The sequence below is a fragment of the Corynebacterium sp. zg254 genome, from assembly GCF_024701495.1.
GTDB lineage: Bacteria > Actinomycetota > Actinomycetes > Mycobacteriales > Mycobacteriaceae > Corynebacterium > Corynebacterium zhongnanshanii.
Window position 1 is genome coordinate 686,503 of the sequence record NZ_WIAR01000001.1, and the last position, 24,910, is coordinate 711,412.

The 24,910-nt window shown below is 61.0% G+C and carries 25 protein-coding genes; 12 read left to right on the forward strand and 13 right to left on the reverse strand.

Annotation, left to right across the window (positions count from 1 at the left end; all coding sequences use genetic code 11):
* Positions 1 to 39: 39 nt before the first annotated feature.
* From glpR to GC425_RS03150, 4 genes are all read right to left on the reverse strand, one after another.
* Positions 40 to 1,359 carry a gephyrin-like molybdotransferase receptor GlpR gene (gene glpR / locus GC425_RS03135; protein WP_257821938.1) on the reverse strand — a complete coding sequence of 440 codons (1,320 nt, stop codon included), beginning with the start codon at positions 1,357 to 1,359 and terminating at the stop codon, positions 40 to 42.
* A gap of 114 nt (positions 1,360 to 1,473) precedes the next feature.
* On the reverse strand, positions 1,474 to 2,157 hold the full coding sequence (locus GC425_RS03140) for a GNAT family N-acetyltransferase (RefSeq protein WP_257821941.1): 684 nt from the start codon (positions 2,155 to 2,157) through the stop codon (positions 1,474 to 1,476).
* Positions 2,158 to 2,162: 5 nt separating this feature from the next.
* Positions 2,163 to 3,446, reverse strand: a complete 1,284-nt coding sequence (gene glp, locus GC425_RS03145) for a gephyrin-like molybdotransferase Glp (protein WP_151841970.1) — start codon at positions 3,444 to 3,446, stop codon at positions 2,163 to 2,165.
* 6 nt (positions 3,447 to 3,452) lie between these two features.
* Positions 3,453 to 4,352 carry a UTP--glucose-1-phosphate uridylyltransferase gene (locus tag GC425_RS03150; protein ID WP_187767878.1) on the reverse strand — a complete coding sequence of 300 codons (900 nt, stop codon included), beginning with the start codon at positions 4,350 to 4,352 and terminating at the stop codon, positions 3,453 to 3,455.
* A gap of 143 nt (positions 4,353 to 4,495) precedes the next feature.
* On the opposite strand from GC425_RS03150, the gene GC425_RS03155 reads away from it, so the two are divergent.
* Both GC425_RS03155 and mscL read left to right on the forward strand, forming a co-directional pair.
* On the forward strand, positions 4,496 to 5,131 hold the full coding sequence (locus GC425_RS03155; protein WP_257821942.1) for a 5-formyltetrahydrofolate cyclo-ligase: 636 nt from the start codon (positions 4,496 to 4,498) through the stop codon (positions 5,129 to 5,131).
* A 52-nt stretch (positions 5,132 to 5,183) separates the two neighbouring features.
* Positions 5,184 to 5,660, forward strand: a complete 477-nt coding sequence (gene mscL, locus GC425_RS03160; protein ID WP_257821944.1) for a large conductance mechanosensitive channel protein MscL — start codon at positions 5,184 to 5,186, stop codon at positions 5,658 to 5,660.
* A gap of 265 nt (positions 5,661 to 5,925) precedes the next feature.
* Here the strand turns inward: mscL and GC425_RS03165 are convergent, their stop codons facing one another.
* The 6 genes from GC425_RS03165 to GC425_RS03190 form a co-directional block, all read right to left on the reverse strand.
* Positions 5,926 to 6,510 (reverse strand): molybdenum cofactor biosynthesis protein B, encoded by a 585-nt coding sequence (locus GC425_RS03165; protein ID WP_151841974.1) that lies wholly within the window; start codon positions 6,508 to 6,510, stop codon positions 5,926 to 5,928.
* Positions 6,511 to 6,690: 180 nt separating this feature from the next.
* Complete coding sequence (locus GC425_RS03170) at positions 6,691 to 7,938, reverse strand: S1C family serine protease (protein WP_257821947.1); 1,248 nt, start codon at positions 7,936 to 7,938, stop codon at positions 6,691 to 6,693.
* Between the two features lie 172 nt (positions 7,939 to 8,110).
* Complete coding sequence (locus GC425_RS03175) at positions 8,111 to 9,712, reverse strand: HAMP domain-containing sensor histidine kinase (RefSeq protein ID WP_257821949.1); 1,602 nt, start codon at positions 9,710 to 9,712, stop codon at positions 8,111 to 8,113.
* A complete protein-coding gene (locus GC425_RS03180) occupies positions 9,709 to 10,398 on the reverse strand; it encodes a response regulator transcription factor (RefSeq protein WP_151841976.1) in 690 nt (229 codons plus the stop codon). Before GC425_RS03180 ends, GC425_RS03175 begins: the two co-directional genes overlap by 4 nt.
* Before the next feature lie 104 nt (positions 10,399 to 10,502).
* On the reverse strand, positions 10,503 to 10,670 hold the full coding sequence (gene rpmF / locus GC425_RS03185) for a 50S ribosomal protein L32 (RefSeq protein ID WP_151841977.1): 168 nt from the start codon (positions 10,668 to 10,670) through the stop codon (positions 10,503 to 10,505).
* A 48-nt stretch (positions 10,671 to 10,718) separates the two neighbouring features.
* Complete coding sequence (locus GC425_RS03190) at positions 10,719 to 10,979, reverse strand: type B 50S ribosomal protein L31 (RefSeq protein ID WP_151841978.1); 261 nt, start codon at positions 10,977 to 10,979, stop codon at positions 10,719 to 10,721.
* 431 nt (positions 10,980 to 11,410) lie between these two features.
* On the opposite strand from GC425_RS03190, the gene rpmB reads away from it, so the two are divergent.
* From rpmB to GC425_RS03220, 6 genes are all read left to right on the forward strand, one after another.
* On the forward strand, positions 11,411 to 11,647 hold the full coding sequence (gene rpmB / locus GC425_RS03195; protein ID WP_151841979.1) for a 50S ribosomal protein L28: 237 nt from the start codon (positions 11,411 to 11,413) through the stop codon (positions 11,645 to 11,647).
* Between the two features lie 3 nt (positions 11,648 to 11,650).
* On the forward strand, positions 11,651 to 11,815 hold the full coding sequence (gene rpmG, locus GC425_RS03200; protein ID WP_027013145.1) for a 50S ribosomal protein L33: 165 nt from the start codon (positions 11,651 to 11,653) through the stop codon (positions 11,813 to 11,815).
* Positions 11,816 to 11,818: 3 nt separating this feature from the next.
* The gene (rpsN, locus tag GC425_RS03205; RefSeq protein WP_035113257.1) at positions 11,819 to 12,124 is read left to right on the forward strand and encodes a 30S ribosomal protein S14; all 306 of its coding nucleotides are present in this window, start codon (positions 11,819 to 11,821) and stop codon (positions 12,122 to 12,124) included.
* Between the two features lie 15 nt (positions 12,125 to 12,139).
* On the forward strand, positions 12,140 to 12,388 hold the full coding sequence (gene rpsR / locus GC425_RS03210) for a 30S ribosomal protein S18 (protein ID WP_151841980.1): 249 nt from the start codon (positions 12,140 to 12,142) through the stop codon (positions 12,386 to 12,388).
* Between the two features lie 162 nt (positions 12,389 to 12,550).
* Entirely contained in the window at positions 12,551 to 13,249 is a 699-nt protein-coding gene (locus GC425_RS03215) for an RDD family protein (RefSeq protein ID WP_151843850.1), read from the forward strand.
* A 37-nt stretch (positions 13,250 to 13,286) separates the two neighbouring features.
* Positions 13,287 to 14,246: an AEC family transporter gene (locus GC425_RS03220; protein ID WP_151843849.1), complete on the forward strand. Its 960-nt coding sequence runs from the start codon at positions 13,287 to 13,289 to the stop codon at positions 14,244 to 14,246.
* A gap of 227 nt (positions 14,247 to 14,473) precedes the next feature.
* Here the strand turns inward: GC425_RS03220 and GC425_RS03225 are convergent, their stop codons facing one another.
* From GC425_RS03225 to GC425_RS03235, 3 genes are all read right to left on the reverse strand, one after another.
* Positions 14,474 to 15,676 carry an acetyl-CoA C-acetyltransferase gene (locus tag GC425_RS03225; RefSeq protein WP_151841984.1) on the reverse strand — a complete coding sequence of 401 codons (1,203 nt, stop codon included), beginning with the start codon at positions 15,674 to 15,676 and terminating at the stop codon, positions 14,474 to 14,476.
* 112 nt (positions 15,677 to 15,788) lie between these two features.
* Entirely contained in the window at positions 15,789 to 16,475 is a 687-nt protein-coding gene (locus GC425_RS03230) for a CoA transferase subunit B (protein ID WP_187767880.1), read from the reverse strand.
* Complete coding sequence (locus GC425_RS03235) at positions 16,472 to 17,221, reverse strand: CoA transferase subunit A (RefSeq protein WP_151843847.1); 750 nt, start codon at positions 17,219 to 17,221, stop codon at positions 16,472 to 16,474. The genes GC425_RS03230 and GC425_RS03235 overlap by 4 nt, the downstream gene beginning before the upstream one ends.
* A gap of 656 nt (positions 17,222 to 17,877) precedes the next feature.
* On the opposite strand from GC425_RS03235, the gene GC425_RS03240 reads away from it, so the two are divergent.
* From GC425_RS03240 to GC425_RS03255, 4 genes are all read left to right on the forward strand, one after another.
* Positions 17,878 to 19,788: a hydantoinase/oxoprolinase family protein gene (locus tag GC425_RS03240; RefSeq protein WP_151843846.1), complete on the forward strand. Its 1,911-nt coding sequence runs from the start codon at positions 17,878 to 17,880 to the stop codon at positions 19,786 to 19,788.
* A gap of 89 nt (positions 19,789 to 19,877) precedes the next feature.
* Complete coding sequence (locus tag GC425_RS03245) at positions 19,878 to 20,303, forward strand: acetone carboxylase subunit gamma (protein ID WP_151841987.1); 426 nt, start codon at positions 19,878 to 19,880, stop codon at positions 20,301 to 20,303.
* 1 nt (position 20,304) lies between these two features.
* Positions 20,305 to 22,488, forward strand: a complete 2,184-nt coding sequence (locus GC425_RS03250) for a hydantoinase/oxoprolinase family protein (RefSeq protein ID WP_151841988.1) — start codon at positions 20,305 to 20,307, stop codon at positions 22,486 to 22,488.
* Positions 22,489 to 22,560: 72 nt separating this feature from the next.
* On the forward strand, positions 22,561 to 24,858 hold the full coding sequence (locus GC425_RS03255; protein ID WP_257822421.1) for a hydantoinase B/oxoprolinase family protein: 2,298 nt from the start codon (positions 22,561 to 22,563) through the stop codon (positions 24,856 to 24,858).
* Positions 24,859 to 24,910: the final 52 nt, after the last annotated feature.

Sequence of the window (24,910 nt, forward strand, 5' to 3'; positions counted from 1 at the left end):
GGTATCTTAACGGGATTCACACGCGGGCCGCACGTGGGGTTACATCGCACGGACGGAGTGATCGTAGTAGGTGTTGTCGCGATCGTCGTTGTCGTAGAAGTAGCCGCCGTCGATGTAGCTCAGGTGCTGGAACTCTGGGTCCATATCGTCGGCCTCCACAATGATCGCACCCGGGCGGCGCAGGCGATCCGGGATACCCAGCTCCTCGTCCTCGGAGTTGCGCACGCCCAGGCGCGCGCGACGCATGCGGGTCAGGCGGCGCTGGCGCAGGCGAGCCTCCTCCACGGCAGTGCGGCGCAGGGCCACCAGGTAGAACACCGTGAAGCCCAGCACAGCCGCGAACAGCAGCCAGGTGGCGTGCCCCACCGTGACGCCCAGGATGCCCGTGAGGACCGTCAGCACGGCCAAGCCCATGAGCACCTGAGCGCGGCGCTTCTGGCGCTGCTTCACCAGGCGCTGGGATGCCACGGGATCGTACACCCCGCGTCCCTTGCGGGAGTTTGCATAAGCGATGTCCTCGTCCGTGATCTCATCGGAGTCATCCACCACGATCGCCTGGGCCTGGGTCAGGTAGTCCGCGTGCTCATCGGCCACGCGTGGCTCCTCCAAGTCATCGGCGGTGTCCACGGCCGTGTTCACATCGCCGCCGCGGAGGTAGGCCTCGGGCAGGGTGATGCGGCCCTCGGCGTCGTCGGCCTCGTCAGCCTCGTCGCGTGCCTCTGCGCTGTCGTCTGCATCGCCATCTCCCTCTTCTGAGGCGCTGTCGTCTACGAGAACCTCGGCGTCGGTCTCATCCTCGGTATCGGCAGCATCCGCAGCATCAGCCTCAGGATCGTCATCAGAGTCGGCGTTGTGCTCAGTGTCCAGCTCAGCATCCACAACGCCCGGCTCGGCGGACTCGGCCTGCTCCGTGTCCACGATCTCTCCGTCGACGATCTCAGGCTCCACAACCTCCGCGTCCAGAACCTCGGACTCCGCTGGCTCGGACTCCGCCTTCCTCTCAGCGCGGGACGCACCCCAACGCGCAGCGATCTGCGCAAAGCGGCCCGCCGGACGTGCCGAGGTGTCCTCGTCATCGAAGACGATGTACTCCGGCTCCGCGTCCACCAGCTCCAGATCCTCATCATCGGAGGCCTTGTACAGGCTCTCAGACGGCTTCAGCTTCCGCAGCGTGGGCATCCGGCGGCCCGACTGCGCAGACTCACCCTCCTGCTCATCCTTCTGGGCACCCCCCGAAAGAATCACGCGCGTTTCATTCAGCGCCTGTGCCGTACGGCGCACAGGACGCTGGTTACGCAGCAGCAACGGGGCCAGCAGCACCAGCCAGACAACAGCAATAAGCAGAAGAGAGCCAGACATGATTTCTACGGTATCGAGTCCATCTTTCTCACGCTGCCTGCCACGCCGAACCCCGGCCAATTGCGCTGTGCGATTACGTCATGGCGCTGTGCTATTGCGCCATGGAGGCAACCTTTAGCCCATACCCGGCCGCAATCTCCCCGTATTAATCAATCGATGAACCACACCACCCGGCGTGCATTCCTCCACCGTCTGCGCCACCAACAGGTGATCCTGCCAGCGGCCATCAATGTGGAGATTGCGCTGCAGGCGGCCTTCCACCCGAAAACCCGTTTTGCGCAACACAGCAATGCTGGCGGAATTATTCTCCAGGACGGTGGCTTCCACCCGGTGCAGTTTCAGCATCTTCATCGCGAAATCCGTGCCCAATGCCGTGGCCGCCGTGGCAATTCCTCGGCCGGAATATTCCTTCGCCACCCAATAGCCAATCCAACAATTGGACAGACTTCCGCGCTGAATTGTGCCGAGCGTTAATTGCCCCACAAACTGCCCGTCGGCCTCAATCACCAACGGAAAAACACTGCCGTGACGCCGCGCATCCTGAAGATACAAATAGGTATCCCGCCACCGCCCCGGCGTATGCGCCTCCTGCCAGGTCCCCTCCACGGTGGGCTCCACGGGCCGCAGCTGCTTTTCGTTACTCAGCCGCAGCTCACGCCAGCGCTGCCCATCGCCGCGCCGCAGGTCACGCAGGCGCACCAGCGCCGGGTCCTGGCCCGTCGTGCGCACATACGGGGTGGACACCCGTTGCCGCCTGCCGCTCAGCTCGGCGACAATGTCACCCAACCAGTGGACCATCGCTTCTAGCTCTGATTACTCAAAAACATCACATCGACGACGTGCCCTGGGGGAATCGGGCCGGCGTCGGACGGCACAACGATCAGGCAATTTGCCTGGCCATGACTGCCCAGCAGGTGCGTCGGCTCGCCCGGATGTACCGCGCCCAGCGGGTCCACCAGGAACTCCATCGTGTCCCGATCGCGCATCAACTGGCCCCGAATAAATCCCCGACGCCCAGGCGCCGATTCAATCGGAGCAATCGTCCGAGCCTGAACCACCCGTCGGGTCGCTTGCCGCTGGCCGCGAATCAACTGGATCAACGGCCGGACCAGTACCTCGAACACCACGAGCGCCGCCGAGGGGTTGGACGGCAGCAGGAACGTGGGCACCGCGTCCGGGCCCAGCCGGCCAAAGCCCAACACGGACCCAGGGTGCATCGCGATGCGGGAGACGTCCATCTCACCCAGCTCGCCCACGACCTCCCGCAGGCGGTCGCTCGCGGCGCCACCTACGCCACCGGCGATGACCACAACCTCCGAGCGCATGAGCTGTCCCTCGATCAGGTCCTTCAGCTTCCGCGGCTCGCCGTTGATCACGCCAATGCGGTTGACCTCGGCGCCCGCCTCACGGCCCGCCGCCGCCAGAGAATAGGAGTTGATGTCATAGACATGACCCAGGCCTGCGTCCCGGTCGATGTCCACCAGCTCCTGACCGAAGGACATCACAGACATGCGCGGCTTGGGGTACACCAGCACCTTGGAGCGGCCGGCAGCGGCCAACAGACCCACCTGAGCAGCACCGATGACGGTTCCCTGCTCCACCACCACATCGCCGGGCTGCACATCGGAGCCCTCGCGGTGGACGAACTCGCCACTATTCACCGGGTGTAGCGGGCGGATCCACCGCCGATTGGACTCGGCCCAATCCAGCGGCAGCACCGCATCAGCCAAGTTCGGGAGTGGGGCACCCGTTTCCACTCGCACAGCCTGACGCGGCTGCAGGCGCACCGGCCGCTGAGAGCCCGCGGAGATATCTCCCACCACAGGGAACTCCTCCACCGCGCGGGGCGGCTGGCCCTCCTCCTCAGCCTGAATCCCCTGCTGAAGCCCCTGGAGGAAGTTGCGCACATCCACCGCACGCACGGCAAAACCGTCGATGGCAGCCTGGTTGAAGCTGGGCAGGCTCTGCGTGCCCTCCACGCGCTCCGCACACCGCAGACCCAGCGCATCAGAAATGGCAATGCGCACCGGCTCCGGGGTGCTTGCCGCAGCAGTGATAATTGCTAACTGCTCTTCAACAGTCCGCATAGAGCTCTACTTCCTAGAATCCAACAAGTTGCGCAACCACTTATCCAGGGATGGCCCGTAGGTAGGATCATCCAGCGCGAAATCAACACACGCGCGAATATAACCGCCCGGGTTACCCAGATCATGGCGCTTTCCATGGTGAACCAGAATATGCACCGGATGGCCTTCGGTAATCATCAACTCAATCGCATCCGTAATCTGGATTTCGCCCCCCTTGCCTGGTTTGGTACGACGCAGGGCGTCGAATACCTGACGATCCAACAAGTAACGACCCGTCGCAACAAAATTGGACGGCGCATCCTCCACGGCCGGCTTTTCCACCATGCCACGAACGCATTTCACGTCCTCGCGGCCGCCGTCGACCTCGTCAATGTCAAACACGCCGTAATTGGAGACATCCTCCTGCGGCACCTCGAAAGCGCACAGCACGGAGCCGCCGAACTCCTCGCGGATGGCCAGCATCTTGTCCATCACACCGAACGGCAGAACCAAGTCATCTGGGAGCATGACGGCAAAGCAGTCCTCGTCCTCGTCCAGAGCCTCTTCGGCCAGGCTGATCGCGTGGCCCAGACCCAGCGGCTTGTCCTGAACCACGGCTTGTGGGTGAATCAGACCGTTGACGGCCTGCACCTTCTCCAGCAGGTCCAGCTTCCCGCGGGCCTCCAGGGTCTCCTCCAGCTGCTGGTCTTGGTCGAAGTGCCCCATCACGCCGGCCTTCTTCGGGGCGGTGATCACCGCCAGACGCTGTGCACCAGCCTCCGCAGCCTCCCGGGCAATCAGCTCAATTCCCGGGGTTCCTACCACTGGCAGGAGCTCCTTCGGCACCGTCTTCGTGGCAGGCAGGAAACGGGTTCCCAAGCCGGCCGCAGGAACAACAACGGTTTTTAAGCGCACAGAATCACTCATGTTTATCGATAATACCTTTGAAGAAGGGTTCAGTGGCCGCGCACACGCTGGCTCGCTGGGGTTTTTCAGACAGTGTGCTACTGCGGGGTCAGGCATAGGGCTTAGGCACCCGGCGCATACAGCCGGCACCTACAATGGCCGTCATGGACAGCCCCACGGACATCTCACAGGCCAAGCGCGAACTGCGCGCCTCCACCCGAGCCCGCCGCGGGAGCGTCAGCCCCGAGCAGCGCGCGGCGCGCGACCAGATGATCCAGGCCCACCTGATCGACTACCTGCGCCGTTATCAGACGGAGACACAGCGGGAGACGCAGACGGACAGCGCCGACGCTGGACGTTCAGACATTCCCCTGACGGTCACCGCCTTCGTCCCCATGGACTCCGAGCCCGGCGGTCGCTGGCTGCCTGACGTCCTCCGCGCGGCCGGATTCCGCGTGATTTTGCCCCGTGTAGCGGAGAAAAATCTGGAATGGGTGCCCTACACCGGGGATTTGGAACGCAGTTCCTGGGGATTATTGGAGCCCACTGATGAAAAAATTTTTCAACCCCTCCCTGAGGTAGTTGACGTGGCCATCATCCCAGCTATTGGGCTAGATTCCGCAGGGCACAGGCTTGGCCAGGGTGGAGGTTTCTACGATCGTCAACTTGCACAAGGCAACCTGAATGTAACAAGATTAGGAATTGTTGATCAGTGGGAATTCCATACGCATGTCCCTCATGCCTCGCACGACCTCACTGTGAATACCGTCATCACCGAACACGGCGTGTTCGAAATGTGAAAAGCACCACATTTTTCTTTTTATTTACTCTCCTGAAAGGGACTATTTTTCCATGCTTAAGGGATTCAAGGACTTCATCCTGCGCGGCAACGTGATCGAGCTCGGCGTTGCCGTGGTCATGGCATCCGCATTCGGTGCCGTTGTCACCTCCTTCACCGAAGGCATCATCGACCCACTGCTGGCCGCCGTGGGTGGCCCAGAATCCATCGGTCTGGGCTTCCACCTGCGCCCAGGTAATGACGCCACCTTCATCAACTTGGGCTCCATCATCACCGCCACGATCACCTTCCTGATCACCGCCGCTGTGATCTACTTCGTGCTGATCCTGCCGATGAACAAGGCCACCGAGCTGGCAGCTCGCCGCAAGGGCATCGACGCTGAAGAGGTTTCCGAGGCCAGCGAAGTTGAGTTGCTGGTGGAGATCCGCGACCTGCTGCGTTCCCAGCAAGGCCTGGAGACAGACGGTTTCCGCCCACTGAACGACGACCAGCCTAAGGCCGGCGAGCAGGGCGGCAAGCACTCCATCTAAGTGCGAGTGGATCCTCCCCAGTGGGGAGGCCGCTGCTCCTCCCAAAACTCAGCATCAAAGCCCCCGCCCTCGGTGCGGGGGCTTTCCGCATATCCGGTGGGCTCGGAAGCATGCTGCTTGCCCAGGACCCCGAAGCGCCGGCGCTTGGTCCTCGGCCGGTCCCCCTGCGCTGCGTTACCCCGGCTCCGGTCCCCCTGCGCTGCGTCACCCCGGCTCCGGTCCCCCTTCGCCCTGTCGCCCGCAGCGCCGCGTGAGCCTCCCGTCATCAGGAGGACCGATTCATGTCAGCCACCACGTGACGCACCAATGGCCCCAAGGCCGCCATGCCGTCACGAATCGCGGAACGGGTACTGGCGATGTTCACCACCACCGTGGAGCCTGCCACCCCGGACACTCCGCGGGACAGCCCTGCCTCCAGGGAGTTCGCCGCCAGGCCGGAGGAACGCAGCGCTTCACTGATTCCCGGGATCTTCCGATCCAGCTCCGCACGGGTGGCCTCCGGGGTTTTATCGCGAGGTCCATGACCGGTTCCGCCGACCGTCACCACCAGATCCGTTCCGCCGACCACGGCCGTTTGGATCGCCTGGCGGATCGCCGGTTTGCGGGAGGGAACCGTCACGACGGCGTCGACACGAAAATCATCTTCAGCCAGCAACTCCGCAACCAGTTCCCCCGCACCGGTTTCGTCAGTTTGTTTGTCGGTGACGATCACGACCATCGCATGCAGCAACATCCGCTGATTGTCGGAGCGGGTGCGCTGCTGGGCGTCGAGCGTATGAAACAGGCTATCGTCCGGCTCCGGGATGTCGTCGACGTGGCTCTCCTGCAGGTTCGCCCGCAGGTTCTCCATGTCTTCCAGGCTTTGGAGTTCTGACCTGCCCTTATTTCTATGTGGCACTGTGCTTCAAATCTCTTTCTTCACAGAAGGTGGACGGTGTGTTGGTATCTCTACCTATGATCACACCGTAACGTGTCCCGCGCATAGTTTATAGCCAAAAAAGTGGGATTCCCGGTGGGATCCCGCGTGGGGTCACTCCGCGGCCAAGGTTACCTCCACGGTCCGCTCGTCCCCGCCGCCCTTCGGACGCAGCGTGAGCGTCACCGTGTCACCCACGTTGTAGGAGCGGATCGCGGCAATCAGGCCCACACCACTTTCCACAATCCGGTCGTTGACCTTGGTGACCACGTCGCCGTCTTTCACGCCGGCCTTCTCGGCCGGGCTGCCGCTCATCACCTGGGCGATCTCCGCGCCCGCCATGTCGCTCACAGTATTGACCTGGGCACCGATGACCGGCTTCGTGACTTTGCCCTCGTCGATGAGCTGCCGGGAGATCTTCTGCGCCTGGTTCGACGGAATCGCAAAACCCAGACCGATCGAGCCCGCCGTATCGCTGGATCCGGAGCCAAGGCTGGCGATGACCGACGGGATACCCACCAGCTCACCATTCATGTTGACCAGCGCGCCACCGGAGTTACCGGGGTTGATGGCGGCATCCGTCTGAATGGCATCGATCAGGGAACCCTCGCCGCCGCGCTCACCTGCGGCCTGCACAGGGCGGTTCTTCGCGGAGACGATGCCGCTGGTCACCGTGGCACTTAAGCCCAGGGGCGAACCCACAGCCACGACCGCTTGACCCACCTGCACATCATCGGAGTTGCCGATGGCGATGGGCTGCAGATCGTTGGCGCCGTCTGCCTTAATCACCGCAATATCCGACGCTGGGTCCGTCGCCACCACCGTCGCCGGCAGGGTGCGGCCGTCGTTGGTGAGCACCTCAATCTTGGAGCGACCCCGCTCCGCCCCGTCCACCACGTGGTTGTTGGTCATGATGAGGCCGTCGTTGCTGATGATCGAGCCGGAGCCCTCCCCCTCCGACCGCGGCGTGGCCACGCGAATGGACACCACCGACGGCAGCACCTTCTGCGCCACGGCCTCCACCGTGCCGTCTGCCACCTCACGCGGGGTGGTGTGGCTTGCGTTTTCCGTGCGGTTCAAGCTGGTGTTGCTGCTGGAGAAACTGCTGGTGTTCCCCGTTTCCTTCAGCACGACCGCCGTTGTTCCCGACGCCAACACCGCACCTGCCAGCAGCATCGCCGCCAAGGCCCCGGTGGACCAGCGCTTAGGTTCCTTCGTGGCCGCCTGTGAAGGCTGGCCGTGCGGGGCGGCCGGCTGGCCGTGCTGGCCGGCAGCTTGGGCTTGCTGGCCTTGAGGATAGCCAGGCTCGGCACCCAGGTTCATGCTCTGGGTCTGTGCGTTGGCTCGCTGAGTGCTGCCCATGGAAAAATCGGGTGCCCCTTTCATCGGACCCCCGGAGGATTCTTGTCCTGATTCTGGATTGAAAGACGGTTGATTATCCATAATTCACAGCCTTCGTGTGTGTACTAATCTTTTGAACGTTCACTAGAATGCGCCCCGAACCTGGGAGGAGCCCACATTCGGTGCTGGCAGGTCATTCTTTACTTCTTTGAAATTTCCTGTGAGCTTTCTCAATCCTCATAACGGTAGATTGACAGCTTGGACCATTTACCCCCCCCGGAGCATCCGGGTCCTCGCGGGAGTCACAGGGGTGCGCTGGCAACAATACGCGCATCAGGGCGCCGCCGTCATCCGACTCGTCAGCGATAATCATTCCCCCGTGCTTATCGATGACTTGCTTCACGATGGCCAGGCCCAGGCCGGAACCGGGTTGGGAGCGTGCTTCGATGGAGCGGTAGAAGCGGTCAAAGACGTGGATGCGATCTGCCTCGGCAATGCCAGGACCCGAGTCCGCGATGCGGATTTCCAGTGTTCGGGCGCAGTCTTGATCCTTAGCGGTAGCCTCGAGTGGTTGCGGCACTTCTTCCATCCACACCCGCACCACGCCATCGTGTGGGCTCCATTTTGCGGCGTTATCCATCAAATTGGTGAACGCGCGGCTTAAGGAAAAGTGATCTCCCGTCATGCACCACGGCAACAAATGCATATGGAATTCCACGTCCGGACGGCGGCGTTGAATGCGTTCCAACACGGAGAAGAAAATCTCGTCGAGTTCGACTTCCTCCATTGAGGAATGCTCGGCGCTTCCACTATCTTCGCGGGCCAGGTCCACCAGATCGCCAATGAGGGAGCTCATTTCATCAATCTGGCCGATCACATCTTTTTCCAGAGAGCGAACTTCTTCTTCGTCCAGCTTTGGAGCGCCCGGTTTCGACAATTGCATGAGCAATTCCATGTTGGTCCGCAAGGAAGTCAGCGGTGTTTTGAGCTCATGCGAGGCATCGGCAACAAGGTTTTTCTGCTTGCTTTCCGCAGATTGCAACGCATTCATCATGCGGTTATAGGACACGGTCAGCGCGCCCAGCTCGTCGTGGGTGTGCACGGGAATCTCCCGCAGCTCACCGGTCTCCGTCACGCGGTCCACGGCTCGCCGCAAACGGTTGATCGGCTGTACGCCCGCGGAGGCCACCACCACGCCGGTGATGATAGCTCCCACGGCACCTGTGATCGCCAAGAGCACCAGAACAAGAGCCAGGGAATCCAGTGGGTCCTTCACCATCGAGGTGGGCTGGGACACCACGATCACCGTGCCGGTCCCCTGACGCAGGGCGTACATGCGCTCGCCCTCGAAGTCCTCGAAAGAAAACGGTTTGTCCCCCTGGAGCACGGAGATGGCCCCAGGGCCCACAAGATCGTGAAATGTGGACGGCTCAATGCCTGAAGCGGTGACGGTGCCCGGAACCACCATCACCTTGAAGTTATTGACTTCCTCGTCAAAGCTGGGGGTGAAGACGCCCGCGGTGTCCTCCGCGCGGCGAACCAGACTACCGGGCGAATCGTCCTCCGCCAGCGCGTGCGCCTGCGTTTGCAGACTGCGATCCTGGCTCTGGTACATTACGGTACTCACGCTGGTGTAGGCAGCCACCGTGATGATTGCGATGGACGCGATCACCACGATTGCGGTCAACGCCGTCAATCGTCCGCGCAAGGACATGCCTTGGAACAGCGAGGGGCGGTCATCCTCGCTGAAAACGCCCCTATCATCCGGGGAGTCGGACAACCTACGCAGAATCACGGCGTTTCCCGCAGGACATAACCCACGCCACGGACAGTGTGGATCAGGCGTGGCTCGCCATCCCGTTCCGTCTTACGACGCAGGTAACCGATGTACACCTCCAGCGCGTTGCCGGAGGTGGGGAAATCATAGCCCCATACCTCTTCCAGAATGGTTGTGCGGGACATCACCTTGTTGGGATGCAGCAACAGCAGCTCCAACAAAGCGAACTCCGTGCGAGTGAGGCTAATCGAGCGGCCGCCACGACGAACATCGCGGGTCTCCGGGTTCAACACCAAATCGGCGAACTCCAAAGGCCCTCGAGTTTTGACCGCTTCATGGACACGAGAAGAGCGTCGGATTAATGAACGGGTACGCGCAAGCAGTTCCTCTAACGCAAACGGTTTAGGAAGATAATCGTCAGCTCCGGCGTCCAGGCCGGCCACGCGTTCGGACACGGCGTCGCGGGCAGTCAACAATAAAATAGGAAGATCATCGCCATCGCTGCGCAGCTCGCGGCAGACCTGAAGCCCATCCAGCTTCGGCATCATCACATCCAAGATGGCGAGGTCAGGATGCTCTTCCTCAATCATGGCCAGAGCCTCTTCACCATCCGTGGCAAGCACCACGTCATAACCATTAAAGCTGAGCGACCGGCGAAGAGAGTCGCGTACCGCCTGATCGTCATCAACAACAAGTATTTTCATAAGGGCTATTGTGCCTGCCTTTCGGACAATAAAAAAGGGAGACACCCTCACAGGGGCATCTCCCTCGTACGCTGTGTCGCAATTTGACTGCGACGGACAGGAAATTAATCCAGCTCAACAAGGCCGAGCTGCGCGGCCTTCACCAGACGACGTGGGATCTGAACGTCCTGGCCGTTGATCTTTACGTTCTGCAGAGCAACGTTGTCGGACTTCCACTGGGAACGACGGGAGTGGGTGTTCGCACGGGACATGCGACGCTTTGGAACTGCCATGGCTTCTTGCCTCCTCTAAGAGTGCGGTGTTGGGGTTTAAAGAGTTGATTAGCGCTTACGACGCGCCAGGTTTCCGTAACGACGCTGGAACTTCTCCACGCGACCTGCGGTGTCCATCACACGCTGAGCGCCGGTCCAGAATGGGTGGGACTCGCTGGTGACGTCCACCACGATCAGTGGGTACTCCTTGCCGTCTTCCCACTCAACAGTGCGGTCAGAGGTAGCGGTGGAACGGGTCAGGAACTGGTGACCAGTGCTGGCGTCCTTGAAGACGACGTAGTGGTAATCCGGGTGGATATCCTTCTTCATTGTTATTCCCTAAAGGTTTGTCAACGGGTCGGTCCTTGGAACGTGTGTCAGAGGTACTGCACTGTATACCAGGTGCTGTACGCCAGGTACTGTGCGAGAGCCCCGCCGCAGTCCAAGGTCGTGCCCGAGTTGGGGTGAAAACATGTACAAGCGGGATATTCTAGCGGATCTGGGGGCGTTTAGGAAATCCTTCCAGGAGTGGCTCTCAACGGTTCTGGCGGAGTTCCACGAACGAACGACGCGAAAAATGCGCCGCAATTAGGACTTTGGTGGGCTCCTAAGGTAGTGTTGTCCTCTGCTGTTGTCTAGTAAACGTCATTGCCAGGCACACACGCAGGTTGAGCATGTTTTCTAGCGGACTGTCTACCCGTCTACGAAACACTCGCTTGCGTGAGTATGTACTACGCGTGCAGGGCAGAAGGAGAAAACCCATGTCGGCATATTGCCAGGTCACGGGACGCAAGCCAGGTTTTGGCAAGACTGTGTCTCACTCGCACCGCCGCACGAGCCGTCGCTGGAACCCTAATATCCAGCGTCGTTCGTTCTACCTGCCTTCCGAGGGACGCACGATCACCTTGAACGTGTCCACGAAGGGCCTGAAGACCATCGACCGTGATGGCATCGAATCCGTCGTTGCCAAGATCCGAGCCCGTGGGGAGAAGATCTAAAAAATGGCACGTAACGATATTCGCCCAATTATCAAGCTGAAGTCTACGGCTGGCACCGGTTACACCTACGTCACCCGTAAGAACAAGCGCAACAACCCGGACCGTATGACCCTGAAGAAGTACGATCCGATTGCCCGCAAGCACGTCGAATTCCGCGAGGAGCGATAATTTATGGCTAAGAAGTCCATGATCGCTAAGAACGAGCAGCGCAAGGAAATTGTCGCCCGTTACGCGGAGCGTCGCGCTGAGCTCAAGAAGATCATCAAGAACCCGAACACCTCCGACGAGGACCGCATGGAAGCACAGTGGGAGCTGAACCGTCAGCCTCGCAACGCTTCCCCAGTCCGCGTTCGTAACCGTGACGCAGCCGATGGCCGCCCACGCGGTTACCTGCGTAAGTTCGGTCTATCCCGCGTTCGCGTCCGTCAGATGGCTCACCGTGGTGAGCTGCCGGGCGTCCGCAAGTCCAGCTGGTAAAGGGAGGCTCACACAATGAAGCGCACCAACATCAAGAAGGCGCGGATCGAGCAGTCCCGTCGCCCCAAGAAGAACCCTCTCAAGGCCGAAGGCATTGAGACGGTTGACTACAAGAACTACGCTCTGCTGCGTAAGTTCATCTCCGACCGCGGCAAGATCCGTTCCCGCCGCGTCACCGGTCTCACCCCAAAGCAGCAGCGTGAGGTTGCTACCGCAATCAAGAACGCACGTGAGATGGCTCTGCTGCCATTCCACAGCCGCTGATAGGCTCGAGGCCTTCATACCGGGCATCTCCCCGGTAGACGTTTAACAGACACGGAAAACCCACCTTCTTTTGTCCAAGAAGGTGGGTTTTTTGTATGCAAAATAGTGTGAGAGATGATACAAATAAGTAAAGGCTCACCTCAGCATAGAAAGATATAACCTATGACCACCCCGAATGGCTCCACGCCATCCAATCCCTACGGAGATTTCTCCGAGTCCTCCCCGCAGTACCCGAATGGGGCACAAAACCAAGACGGAGCACAGTCCCCTGATGGTGGGCAGTACTCCTCCTACGGTTCCTTCGGTGCCTTCCCCCAAGGCAATGAAGATCCAGCCATGGCCCCTCAATACGCCGGCCTAGGCATCCGTTTCCTCAGCCAACTTGTTGATGGCCTGATCAGCATGGTCATCATGACTATCTGCTTTGCAGCCATCGGCCTTAAGCCATTCATGGACTGGATGGACAAGTTGGCGCTTGCTCAAGAGATCGAAGATCGCACGGGCATCCAGCAGCAAATCCCGGAGCTGTCTCTCACCCCCTTTTACATCGCCGGCATTCTGTCCACCCTCATCTGGTTCTCCTACCGTGTGTTCATGGAGCACCAGTGGGGCGGTTCGCTGGGCCGCATGGCGACAAGCACTCGTGTTCAGGACCAGGCCTCTGGAGCCAACCCATCCCTGCGGTCCTCTGCCATCCGTAACTCCTGGATCCTGGGAGCTATGGTGATTGGCTGGATCCCTCTCGTGGGAACCTGGCTGGTCTTTGCCGTCTATATCGCCATCGCGGTGACCATCAGCAAGTCCACGGCCGGCCAGTCCTTCACTGATCAGTGGGCTCGCACCCAGGTGGTGCGCAAGTAGTCTTCGCACAACCCCCACGCGCTATACTTAGCGCATTATGCCCAATGTGATCTCAGGATTTGCCGTTGTTATCGTGATCATCGCATTGGGCTATTGTGTTGGGCGCAAACAATTACTGGGTCCGAACGCGGTGTACACCCTGAACATGTTCGTGTACTGGATCGCCCTTCCGCCCATGCTCATCATGTTCATGATGGATGCGGACCTGGAACTGCTCTTCGGCTCCGGGCTTCTGATCGCCATCCTCTCCGGCTGCGGGGCAGGACTACTGGGCTTCCTGGGATCCCGATTCCTCGCGAAGCGCGGCACCAGCGACTCCCTCATCGCCATGCTGGCGAGCTCCTACAACAACAGCACCCACCTGGGCATCCCCCTGGCCGCGCATATCCTGGGCAACCCCACCGCAACGCTTCCCATCATCCTGTTCCAGGTAGGCCTTTACGCCCCCGTGGCCACGCTCGCCCTGGACATCGCCACACAACCATCCGGCAGCGCCCGCATCCGTGGGGCCGAACGTCTCCGTAACGTCCTTGGCGCGATCGTGCGCAACCCCATGATTATCGGCGCAGTCATCGGCGTGACCCTTAGCCTGCTGCACTCCCGCTACGATATTCAGCTTCCCTTCCTCATCACCGAGCCCCTCGACACACTGGCCCGGGCAACCGTGGGCGTGGCCCTCATCGGGTTCGGCATGTCTCTGGCCGGCACGGGCGTGCTGGAAAAGGGTGTGAGCCCCCGCCGCAGCGTCCTGGCCGCCACAGCCATCAAAACCATCATCCACCCGGCGCTGGCCGTGGCCCTGGGGCACTTCCTCTTCGGCATGGACCAGCACACGCTCCTGATCCTCGCGGTCATCGCTGGACTTCCCACCGGCCAGAACGTCTTTACCTACGCCCAGCGCTACCAGGTAGGAACGATCCTGGCCAGGGACACCGCCGTGGTCTCCACCATCGTGTCCGTCCCCACCCTGTGTGCAATCTTCTTCCTGCTGGGGTAGATGTCGCGGACTAAATCCGCAGGGCTAGATGCGGGCAACATGCCCACCACTCCCCTATTCAGCGGGGCGCCATGCTTGTCCGTGTCCAAGCCCTCACCGGCAGGTTCAACGCCGATGAGACGCACCTGCCGCGGCCGTGGCCCCTCACGCACAAAGGGGGACGCACCATGGCGTCCCCCATAAGGGCTGGTTTTCAGAGCTGTGTTCTGATCAGCACTGGCTTCCGCTTAGCGGAACAGCAGCAGAGCGTCGCCCTGTCCACCGCCACCACACAGCGACACGGCAGCCTTGCCCTCGCCGCGGGATGCTAGCTCGTGCACCGCGTGCACCACCAGACGCGCACCGGAGCAACCAATCGGGTGGCCCAGCGCAATCGCGCCGCCGTGGATGTTGGTCTTCTCCAGCGGGTAATCCAGATCCTTCAGGGACTGCGCCACGACCGCGCCGAATGCCTCGTTGATCTCCACGAAATCCAAATCCGACGCCGACCAGCCAGCCTTGTCCAGCGCCGCGGAGATAGCTTGCGATGGCTGGGACAACAGCGAGGTGGTTGGTCCTGCGGTCTGGCCGTACTCGCCCAGCGTGGCGAGTACGGTCCAGCCTTGCGCCTCAGCGTTTTCACGGGTGGTGAGGATCAGTGCGGACGCACCATCGGAGATGGGGGACGAGGATGCGGCGGTGATGGTGCCGTCCTTGATGAAGGCTGGGCGCAGCTTCGCCAAAGACTCTGCGGTGGTTCCCGGGCGGATGCCCTCGTCCGTGTCCACCACGGTGCTTCCCTTGCGGCCCTGGATCTCGATCGGCAGGATCTCCGCAGCGAACTTGCCCTCAGCCACGGCAGCTTCAGCACGCTGGTGGGACAGTGCGGCGATGTTGTCCTGTTCCTCGCGGGTCAGGCCGGCCTCCTGCGCGTGCTCGTCGGTTTCCTTACCCATGGAGGTGCCCTCGTTCGGGTCGGACAATCCGTCGCGCTCCAGGGCGTCCAGCAGCTCCATCGCACCGTACTTGTGCCCGGCGCGAACACCTGGCGCCACAAACGGTGCGTTGGACATGGACTCCTGGCCGCCAGCGATGACTACCTGGGCATCGCCGAGGCGAATGAGCCGGGAGGCGGACACGACGGCGTCGAGTCCCGACAGGCAGACCTTGTTGATCGTCACAGCAGGAACATTGATGGACACGCCGGCCTTCACAGCAGCCTGCTTGGCGGGGTTCTGGCCGGAGCCCGCCTGAACAACCTGGCCCATCAGCACGTAATCAATGCTGTCTGCGGAGATGCCGGAGCGGTCCAGCACGCCCTTGATGGCCTCCGAACCAAGGTCCACGGCAGACAGGGAGGACAAGCCACCCAGCATGCGGCCTTGGGCGGTACGTGCCGCGCCAACGACAACAACGTCCTGTGGTCCTTGAGCCTTCGATACTTCACTCATATGTAACTAAAACCTTTCTGCACATGGATTTATAAGGGGTGTGCTCTCTTTAGTGTCTATCACAGTTTTTCATGACTGTGGATCTGCACGGATTGTGGTTGCCCACGGGGCCTTAGAGGGCGACGCGGTACGGGGCTTGAGTTTTGGAGCGAACAAGCTCCTCCGTCACGCCCGGCGCCAGCTCGACCAGTGCCAGGCCATCGTCCTCCACATCAAAGACGCACAGATCGGTGATGATTCGGTTGACCACGCCGGTGCCCGTTAGTGGCAGCTGAATCTCGGAGAGAATCTTCGACTCCCCGTGCTTATTGCAGTGTTCCATCAGCACCACCACGCGACGCGCGCCCACCACAAGGTCCATCGCGCCACCCATTCCCTTCACCATCTTTCCGGGAATCATCCAGTTGGCGATGTCTCCCTGGGCGTTGACCTCCATCGCGCCCAGAATCGCCACGTCAATCTTGCCGGCGCGGATCATCCCGAAGCTCAAGGCGGAGTCAAAGAAGCTGGAGCCGGGAAGGGTGGTGACGGTCTCCTTGCCTGCGTTAATCAGGTCCGGGTCCGCGTGGCCTCTCTCCGGGTACGGTCCGATGCCCAGCAATCCGTTTTCGGATTGGAGGGTGACGTTCACTCCCTCCGGGACGTAGTTGGGAACCAGGGTGGGCAGGCCGATGCCGAGGTTCACGTACTGGCCGTCCCGAAGTTCCAGCGCTGCACGGGCCGCCATGGCCTGGCGGTCCCATCCCACGGTATTGGTGGCTGTGCTGTTGTGTGCGGCGGTGCTGTTGTTCTGCGTCATCGTACGGTCTCCTTCTCGATCTTCTTGTCTGCGGCCTGCTCCGGTGTGAGTTCGACGAGGCGGTGCACGTACACACTCGGCAGATGAATATCGTCTGGGGCAAGCTCCCCCACGGACACGACCTTTTCAGCTTCGACGATGCACACCCGGCCACTCATCGCCGCCAGTGGGTTGAAGTTCCGGGCGGTCTCGTGGAAGCGCAGATTGCCGGCTTCATCGGCGACTGCCGCCCTGACCAGAGCGAAGTCGGCCTCGATCGCATGCTCCAGCACATAGGTCTCGCCGCGGATCTCTCGAGTCTCCTTCGGAGGAGAGCTGATCTCCACGGCCCCGTCCTTCGTGTACTTCCACGGCATGCCGCCATCTGCCACCACGGTGCCCACGCCCGTGCGGGTGAAGAATGCGCCGATGCCCGAGCCCCCGGCGCGCAAGCGTTCGGCGAGAGTTCCCTGGGGGGTCAGCTCTACTTCCAGCTCCCCTTCCAGGTATTGGCGGGCGAACTCCTTATTTTCCCCGACGTAGCTGGCGATGATGCGCCGGAGCTGACCATTGCCGAGAAGCAATCCCAGCCCGCGATCATCCAGACCGGCGTTGTTGGACACTGCTTCGAGTTCCGACGTCCCAGCGGCCGCCAGTTCTGTGAGCAGGACATTCGGAATACCGCAGATTCCGAATCCGCCCACTGCCAGCGTGGCACCGTGAGGTATGTCGGCGATGGCATCCTTCGCGCTCATTAGTGTGCTCATGGTGGGGATAAGCTCCTCCCGTTGAAGGTGATGTGGTTCGCGAGTGTTGACGCTGCGGCACACAGGGCCAGCCGCACAGCGTTGCGCGAGGCAGTGTGCACGGCAATGCGTATGGCACTGTGCATGGCACTGCGTATGCGCAGTCAACGACAGCCATATGTATTTTGGCTACAGAAATCATAGCGCCCCACTCATACATCGGAAGCAGTTCGCGAGAATCCGCACCTCAGCAACAAGGAAAGCCCTTTAATCACCCCCGGCAGCCCACCCCACACAGCTCGACTTATCGAGATAAATATATACAAAAGAGCCCACAAGTAGAGGGTTTACCTTTAAATAATTACACTTTCTTATATTAATCTCTACATAGGTACTCGAAACTACCCCCACGTAAACCACCCGACACAACCCAAAGTTGCAGGTAGTGCAACAATTCACTAATGCAAACAATAACCATTAAGGTTAGTTAGCACATGTTGTGTAGTAATTTCGTTTACAAAATGACCATCATGCATTAGATTCACTTCCCGTGATGTGATTGAGATCACCAATAGTGCTTCACATTTTACATCGCCTCAGTAATTGACCTCCCTAGTTAGGAGATTCGACCATGATAATAGCAATTATGCAGCCACTGCGGGGGAAGGAGAATGCAGATGGACAATCTCATTAACATCGACAATGGCGGTACTCTGACCGACATCTGCGTGGTCACGAAAGACGGCATCGCCTTCACGAAAACCCTCACCACCCCAACCGATCTCTCGGAATGCTTCTTCAAGGGCATCACCAAGGCATCCGGTGAGGTCTTCGACGAACCCGACCTGCCGGCTCTTCTGAACTCCACTCGCATCATTCGATACTCCTCCACTCAGGGAACCAACGCACTCGTCGAACGAAAGGGCCCAGGACTGGGCCTGATCGTCGAAGACGAGGCACTCATCGAACAGCTGAGCTACGACGAGCAATCCACCGGCCTCTTCAAGGACCTGGTGGGCGAACGCACCGTGGTACTCACCAAGGACTCCGGCCAGGACGAACTAGAACTGCTCAACGCAGTCAACACGCTCACCACCGCCGGCGCCGAACGCCTCATCATCGCCGCGAATGACCCGGCCACCGAGCGCTCCTACATGAAAATCCTGCTAAAGCGCTTCCCACGCCACCTGCTGGGATCCGTGCCCGTGCTGTTCTCCTGGGAGTTTGCCGACGACCGCAACCACGTGCGCCGCATCTGGTCCGCCGTCCTCAACAGCTTCTTGCACCCCACCGTGGAGCGCTTCCTGTACTCTTCCGAGCACCGCCTGCGCGCACACAAAGTCAAGAACCCACTGCTGATCTACCGCAACGACGGCGCCTCCTCCCGTGTGGCAAAGTCCGTGGCGCTGCGCACCTACTCCTCCGGACCTCGCGGAGGCCTGGAAGGCACTCGCGCGCTGGCCGAGCAATACGGACTCCAGCACGTGCTCATGATCGACGTCGGTGGCACAACCACCGACGTCGGATCCATCGAAGATCTCCAGATCAAGACGGACCGGTACGGGCGCGTGGAAGGCATCGAGTCCTCCTACTCCCTGTCCGACGTCCGCTCCGCCGGCGTGGGCGGAAGCTCGATCATCGAGGTCAAGGACGGAAAGATCACGGTAGGCCCGGAGTCCGTTGGCGCTGCCCCTGGACCAGCCTGCTTCGGATTCGGTGGCGAAAAAGCCACCATCACGGACGTGAACCTGCTGCTCGGCATCCTGGACCCCAGCACCTACCTCAACGGTGAACTGAACCTGGACCCCGAGCGCTCCAAGGCCGTCATCACCGCCACCGTGGCAGAGCCCCTGGGCATCAGCCTGGACGAAGCCCTGCTGGAGATGGAAAAGGCCTACGCCCAGGCCGTGGCGGGCGCCTTTACCCCTCACATCAAGGACAAGGACTCCACCGCACTCGCCGCATTCGGCGGCGGTGGTCCCATGAGCGCATGCCTGGCCGCACGCATCGCCGGTGTGAAGAAGGTCCTGATCCCGCGCCTGGCCGCGATCTTCTCCGCCTACGGCATCAGCTTCTCCGACGTGTCCCAGACCGTCCGCGTGGACGTCACGGGACAGTCCCAGGACTCCCTGGACTCCGCCCGGGAAGAACTGTTGGAGCTAGCGGCGCGAGCAATGTTCCAAGAGGGATACTCCCTGGACGACTGCGAGTTGGACTGGCGCACCATCACCGACAATGCAGACGGCACCACCACGGAAAACCAGGGAGCTGACCTCTCCGGCACCGAGGGTGCCTCCCGTGTGCTCCTGGAGCTCACCGCCACCTATGTGCTGGAACACCCAGTGCTTGAGGGCGATTTCAGGTCCGACGGGCCGGACGCCCAGGCGTCGTCCCATCGGTCCATCCTCAGCGCACCGGAACAGCGCGATGACGTCCCCGTGTACGACCTCGATGCCCAACAAGCCCAAGCCCACGCGCACGGGCCAGCCATCATCGAAGGGCCATTCTTCACCGCACGCGTCCCCGAAGGATGGACATTCACAGTTTCTGATGCCGGTGACCTGCTACTCGAAGATGTGACGACCTAACGACCAGCAGATCACACACGCATCGTGGGTTTTGCCGAACCCATGAAACATCTCAACCCCTTACGACTTCAGACACGAAGGAGATCATCATGAGAGTTCCAATGACAGAATACCTGTTAATTGATCTCGACACCGAGCGCTGGATGTGCCGCGTCTGCGGCCACGACATTGCCGACGCCCGAGGAAACTACAAAGAGGGCACCCTGGTTTACGACCGCAACCCAGAGGAGATCCACCCCTCCATCCTGGACAAGGAACGCTACGAATACACGTTCTCCCCCGACCCGAAATTCTGCCGCATCCTCGAATACTACTGCCCAGGGTGCGCCACCCAGATCGAGGCAGAGTACCTGCCACCGGGGCACCCACCAGCCATTGACATGGTCTTCGACCTGGACTGGCTGCGGGAACACTGGGGCAACTCCGGAAAGGATCCCGAGAAGGTTCTGAACTACGGCCCTGGCGAAAACGCGGAAGCTGACTTGAGCGCCCGCTTTGAGCAGGAAGGGAAATAAGATGCGCAGAATCTCCGTTGACATCGGCGGTACCTTCACCGACTGCTTCTTCGTGTGGGATGACACCTACATCGAATCCAAGGCACTCACCACGCACCACAACCTGGCCTTGGGCTTCAACGCGGCACTGGACAACGCCTGCACCCGCGCCGGCCTGTCCCGCGAGGAAGTGCTCAAGGGCGTGGACTCCGTTCGCTACGCCACCACCCTGGGCACCAACGCCCTGATCGAAGGCAAGGGCCCCAAGGTGGGCGTGCTGGTCACCCACGGATTTGAGGACACCATCCACATCTCCCGCTCCAAGGGCTACGGTGCTGGCCTGGACCCTCTCAAGCAGGGTGATATGGCCGACGCCGAGCGCCCCGAACCCCTGGTGCCGCGCAACCTGGTGCGCTCCATCAAGGAACGCGTGGACTCCGTGGGCGAAATCCTGGTTCCGATGATGGACGACGACGTGCGCCAGCAAGTGCGCGAGCTGGTGGACGAGGGCGCCGAAGCGCTGGTCATTGCCCTGACCAACGCCACGGAAAACTCCACGCACGAAGAGCGGATCCTGGAGATCATCCTGGAGGACTTCCCGTCCCACGAGCTGGGCTCCATTCCTGTGCTGCTGTCCAGCCAGGTTTCGGGGCGTAAGGGTGAGTACGTGCGTGCGTCCTCCACCATCATTGATGGTTTCCTGCACGAGACCATGTTCCACGCGCTGAACCAGCTGTCCCAGAACCTGCGAGCCTCCGGATATGAAAAGCCGATGCTCGTGGTGCACAACTCCGGTGGTATGGCGCAGCCGAACTCCACCGATGCGCTGCAAACCATCCACTCCGGCCCGATCGCTGGTGTGGGTGGCGCGCAGCACCTGTCGGAAGTCACCGGCCTGGGCGACGTGGTGTCCATGGACATGGGTGGTACTTCCTTCGACATCGGCCTGGTGCCCGAAGGCGGAATTCAGCACTACGACTTCCAGCCGACCATCGGCCGCTGGCTGGTGTCCGTGCCCATGATCCACCTGAACACCTTGGGATCCGGTGGTGGCTCCATCGCCTCCTACGACCGCGTTCACCACGCGGTGAAGGTGGGACCAGAGTCTGCAGGATCGGACCCGGGACCTGCGGCTTACGACCGTGGTGGCCTTCGCCCCACCGTCACCGATGCGGACCTGCTGCTGGGATACCTGGATCCGGACAACTACGCCAACGGCTTCATCAAGTTGAACCCGAAGCGATCCCTGTTCGCGATGGAAGAGCACATTGGCGACTACCTGGACCTGGACCCCATCGAGTCCGCGAAGGTGGTCAAGCGCACCGTGGACGAGCAGATGGCCATCGGCATCGAGATGGAGCTACGCTCCCACGGTGGTGTGGTGGATGACTACACCATGCTGGCCTACGGCGGCAACGGACCGCTGCACGCCTGTGGCATCGCCGAGAAGGCAGGCATTAAGCGCATCCTGTTCCCACCGTTCTCCTCAGTGTTCTCCGCCCTGGGCGCAGGCAACATGAAGCCGCTGCACATCCACGAGCGCTCCTCCTACATCGTGCTCTACGACCCCATCACGCGGGACCTCTTCGATGACTACGAGCGCTTCAACGGATATGTGGAGGAGCTCGAGCAGCGCGGCCGCGAGGACCTCATCCGCCAAGGCTACGACGTCTCCAAGGTGGAGCACCGCCTGGAAATGGACATGCGCTACGGCAACCAGCTGGTCACCACCGCCGTGTCCTTCGACATCAACCGCCTGAACAACGTGGGCGACGTGCTGAAGGTCATCCGCACGTTCTCCGACATCTACGGCGACCGCTACGGCGAAGGTACCCAGGCCCCTGAGGCGGGCGTGCGCGTCCAGACCGTGCGCGTAGCCTCCTACATCAACGGCGATGTGGTGAACTTCGAATCCCTGTTCTTCGACGCCGAACGCTCCACGCCTGAGAAGGTCAGCAGCCGCAAGGTTCACTTCGTGGGCCACGACGAGCCGCTGGAGACCCCGGTCTACGACCAGACCGCCCTCAACGAAAAGTACGTGGTGGAAGGGCCGGCGATCATCACGACCGAAAGCACCACCTACCTCATCGAGCCAGGGTGGCGCACAGAACCTACTCCTCAAGGAGCGGTGTGGCTGCTCAAGGGGGACACCCGTCCCCGAGGAAAGCACAACGCCCAACCATCTGACGCAAGCGCAGATGCCTAAACCACCGTCGCGTGAAAGGAACACACCATGACCACACCGGAAAAAGCAAAGGGACATGCGGGCCACTCCCACATGAGCCACGAAGAGATGGCACGTCAGCTCACCCCTGAGGAGCAGCAGTGGGTTGACGATTTCATGAATGACACCACGCTGTTCCTGGGCCCCGACCCAGAAATCATGCGTAACCACTCCATCAGCGAGCGCAGTGACCTTGAAGAGAGGATCCTTGCCCAGGAACATGACCCCCTGTTGGCGGATCGTATTCGCCGCCGCCTGTCGGGTTCCCTGGATGAGGCCTTCGAAATGTGCGAATCCATGGGTGCCGCACCCGGCGCGAAGTGGGCGGACCTCTCCGTGGCGGTCTACACCGCCGCCGGCGACGTGTGCTACATGTCCAACCGCGGCGTGATCGCCTTCTCCGCCGTGCTGCACCACCCCATCCGCTACATCATGAAGTACTGGAAGGACGAACCCACCGTGGGCATCAACCCCGGCGATGGTTTCTTCCATAACGACGCCCGCTTCGGCATGGTGCACAACACCGACCAATCCATGCTGGTCCCCGTCATGCGCGAGGGAGAGATCATCGCGTGGGTGGGCGCGACCATCCACGAGGGTGAGAACGGCGCCTGCGAGCCGGGCGGCATGCCCTCCGGTTCCGAAACGCCGTTCGACGACGGCCTGCGCGGCTCCCCCATGAAGATCGTGGAGCGCGGCCACCTGCGCCGTGACCTGCTGACCTTCCTGCAGCACTCCACGCGCGACCCGAAGCTGATGCTGGCCGACATCAAGGTGAAGATGGGCGCTGTCCGCCGCGTGATGGACATCGTGGACCGCACTATCGAAGAGTTTGGTGTGGAGCCGTTCGTGGCGGCCATTCGCATGACGGTGGAGGATGTGGAGCAGGAAGTTCGGCGCCGTATTGCAGAAATGCCCGACGGCACGGTCCGCATTAATCAGTTTGTGGATTCCACGCTGAAAGAAAACATTCTGATTAAATTCGCCTGCACCATCACAGTAAAGGGCGAGCGATTAATTGTTGACCTTCGAGGAACCGGTCCGGAAATCCTCAATAGGGCCATTAATTCGCCATATTCTTCGACGAAGGCCTTCATGGCTCAGGCTATTTTGTCCTATTGGTGGCCTGATCTTCCCCGGTCCACGGGCGCCCTATCCCCCATCGAGATCATCTCCGACGAGGGCTCCTGGGCGGACTGCTCCTACGACGCCCCGACGGGCCAGAACCTGCAGGCCTCCTTCCGCGGATTCACGTGCTTGCAGGCGGCCTACGCCAAGCTGCAGTTCTCTGTGGAGGAGAAGTACGCGAACGTCATCGCCCCGTGGTTCAACCAGATCAACGACTTCCTGTGGGGTGGAGAAACCCAGCACGGCGAGCAGGTCGGAAACCTGTGTGCGGACCTCAACGGTATGGGCGGCGGCGCGAAGGCCTTCCAGGATGGCGAGGATGCCGTGGCTCCCCTGTTCTGTGCAATGGCGGATACCGGTGAGCAGGAAGTGATGGAGGAGGAAGTTCCTTTCCTCCAGCTGGTCTCCAAGCGTGTGGTGCAGGACAACCAGGCTTTCGGAAAGTACCGCGGTGGCATGGGCTACGAGATGATTGTGGCCGCCCGCAACACCCCAAGCTGGGGATTCATGACGGTGACGTCCGGCGCGAAGTTCTCCTCCGTGCCCGGCCTGTTCGGCGGCTACGGCTGCCCCACCTACCCGCTGGCGATGGTGAAGGGCATCAATATCTTCGACATCGTCAAGAAGGATCCGTCACAGTTCGACCTGTCCATGAAGCGGGTCATGAACGAGCAGCCATTCGAGGATGGCAAATACACCACCTACCACATGGGTCTTCAGTTCGATCACTCCCAGGAGGGTGAGCTGTACATGATCGCCCAGGGTGCCGGCGGCGGATACGGAGACGTGCTAGAGCGCGACCCTGAGTTGGTGATGCAGGACATCAAGTTCGGCCGCATTTCCGACTGGGTGGCCAAGAACATCTACCAGGTGGAGTGGAACCGGGACACCCTGGTGGTGGACAAGGACGGCACCGAGGAGCTGCGGAAGAAGGAGCGCGAGGCGCGCCTGAAGCGCGGCACTCCGTACAACGAATTCGTGAAGCAGTTCGTCACGGAGGAGCCGGCGGAGGATCTTCTATACTTCGGCAGCTGGGGCGACGACACGGAGGACGTCACCGCCACCGTGTGGGATGCCCAGGGACCGAAGCGCGTGAAGGGCAAGCTGGGCGAGATTCCGTTGATCTTCGTTCCGAACCGCCACGTTCTCAAGATCGAGAAGCTGGAAAACCGGATCAAGGAATTGGAGGAGAAGTACGGGGAGGTCACGCACACCAAGGCCTAGGAATCCGGGGAATCCGGCCTAGGCTGCAGGTCTCTGTAGCTGGCCTCAGTAA

Coding starts and splice junctions, on each gene's coding strand:
- glpR (WP_257821938.1), bottom strand. CDS start 1,359: ATGTCTGGCTCTCTTCTGCTTATTGCTGTTGTCTGGCTGGTGCTGCTG.
- GC425_RS03140 (WP_257821941.1), bottom strand. CDS start 2,157: ATGGTCCACTGGTTGGGTGACATTGTCGCCGAGCTGAGCGGCAGGCGG.
- glp (WP_151841970.1), bottom strand. CDS start 3,446: ATGCGGACTGTTGAAGAGCAGTTAGCAATTATCACTGCTGCGGCAAGC.
- GC425_RS03150 (WP_187767878.1), bottom strand. CDS start 4,352: ATGAGTGATTCTGTGCGCTTAAAAACCGTTGTTGTTCCTGCGGCCGGC.
- GC425_RS03155 (WP_257821942.1), top strand. CDS start 4,496: ATGGACAGCCCCACGGACATCTCACAGGCCAAGCGCGAACTGCGCGCC.
- mscL (WP_257821944.1), top strand. CDS start 5,184: ATGCTTAAGGGATTCAAGGACTTCATCCTGCGCGGCAACGTGATCGAG.
- GC425_RS03165 (WP_151841974.1), bottom strand. CDS start 6,510: ATGGAGAACCTGCGGGCGAACCTGCAGGAGAGCCACGTCGACGACATC.
- GC425_RS03170 (WP_257821947.1), bottom strand. CDS start 7,938: ATGGGCAGCACTCAGCGAGCCAACGCACAGACCCAGAGCATGAACCTG.
- GC425_RS03180 (WP_151841976.1), bottom strand. CDS start 10,398: ATGAAAATACTTGTTGTTGATGACGATCAGGCGGTACGCGACTCTCTT.
- rpmF (WP_151841977.1), bottom strand. CDS start 10,670: ATGGCAGTTCCAAAGCGTCGCATGTCCCGTGCGAACACCCACTCCCGT.
- GC425_RS03190 (WP_151841978.1), bottom strand. CDS start 10,979: ATGAAGAAGGATATCCACCCGGATTACCACTACGTCGTCTTCAAGGAC.
- rpmB (WP_151841979.1), top strand. CDS start 11,411: ATGTCGGCATATTGCCAGGTCACGGGACGCAAGCCAGGTTTTGGCAAG.
- rpmG (WP_027013145.1), top strand. CDS start 11,651: ATGGCACGTAACGATATTCGCCCAATTATCAAGCTGAAGTCTACGGCT.
- rpsN (WP_035113257.1), top strand. CDS start 11,819: ATGGCTAAGAAGTCCATGATCGCTAAGAACGAGCAGCGCAAGGAAATT.
- rpsR (WP_151841980.1), top strand. CDS start 12,140: ATGAAGCGCACCAACATCAAGAAGGCGCGGATCGAGCAGTCCCGTCGC.
- GC425_RS03215 (WP_151843850.1), top strand. CDS start 12,551: ATGACCACCCCGAATGGCTCCACGCCATCCAATCCCTACGGAGATTTC.
- GC425_RS03220 (WP_151843849.1), top strand. CDS start 13,287: ATGCCCAATGTGATCTCAGGATTTGCCGTTGTTATCGTGATCATCGCA.
- GC425_RS03225 (WP_151841984.1), bottom strand. CDS start 15,676: ATGAGTGAAGTATCGAAGGCTCAAGGACCACAGGACGTTGTTGTCGTT.
- GC425_RS03230 (WP_187767880.1), bottom strand. CDS start 16,475: ATGACGCAGAACAACAGCACCGCCGCACACAACAGCACAGCCACCAAT.
- GC425_RS03235 (WP_151843847.1), bottom strand. CDS start 17,221: ATGAGCACACTAATGAGCGCGAAGGATGCCATCGCCGACATACCTCAC.
- GC425_RS03240 (WP_151843846.1), top strand. CDS start 17,878: ATGGACAATCTCATTAACATCGACAATGGCGGTACTCTGACCGACATC.
- GC425_RS03245 (WP_151841987.1), top strand. CDS start 19,878: ATGAGAGTTCCAATGACAGAATACCTGTTAATTGATCTCGACACCGAG.
- GC425_RS03250 (WP_151841988.1), top strand. CDS start 20,305: ATGCGCAGAATCTCCGTTGACATCGGCGGTACCTTCACCGACTGCTTC.
- GC425_RS03255 (WP_257822421.1), top strand. CDS start 22,561: ATGAGCCACGAAGAGATGGCACGTCAGCTCACCCCTGAGGAGCAGCAG.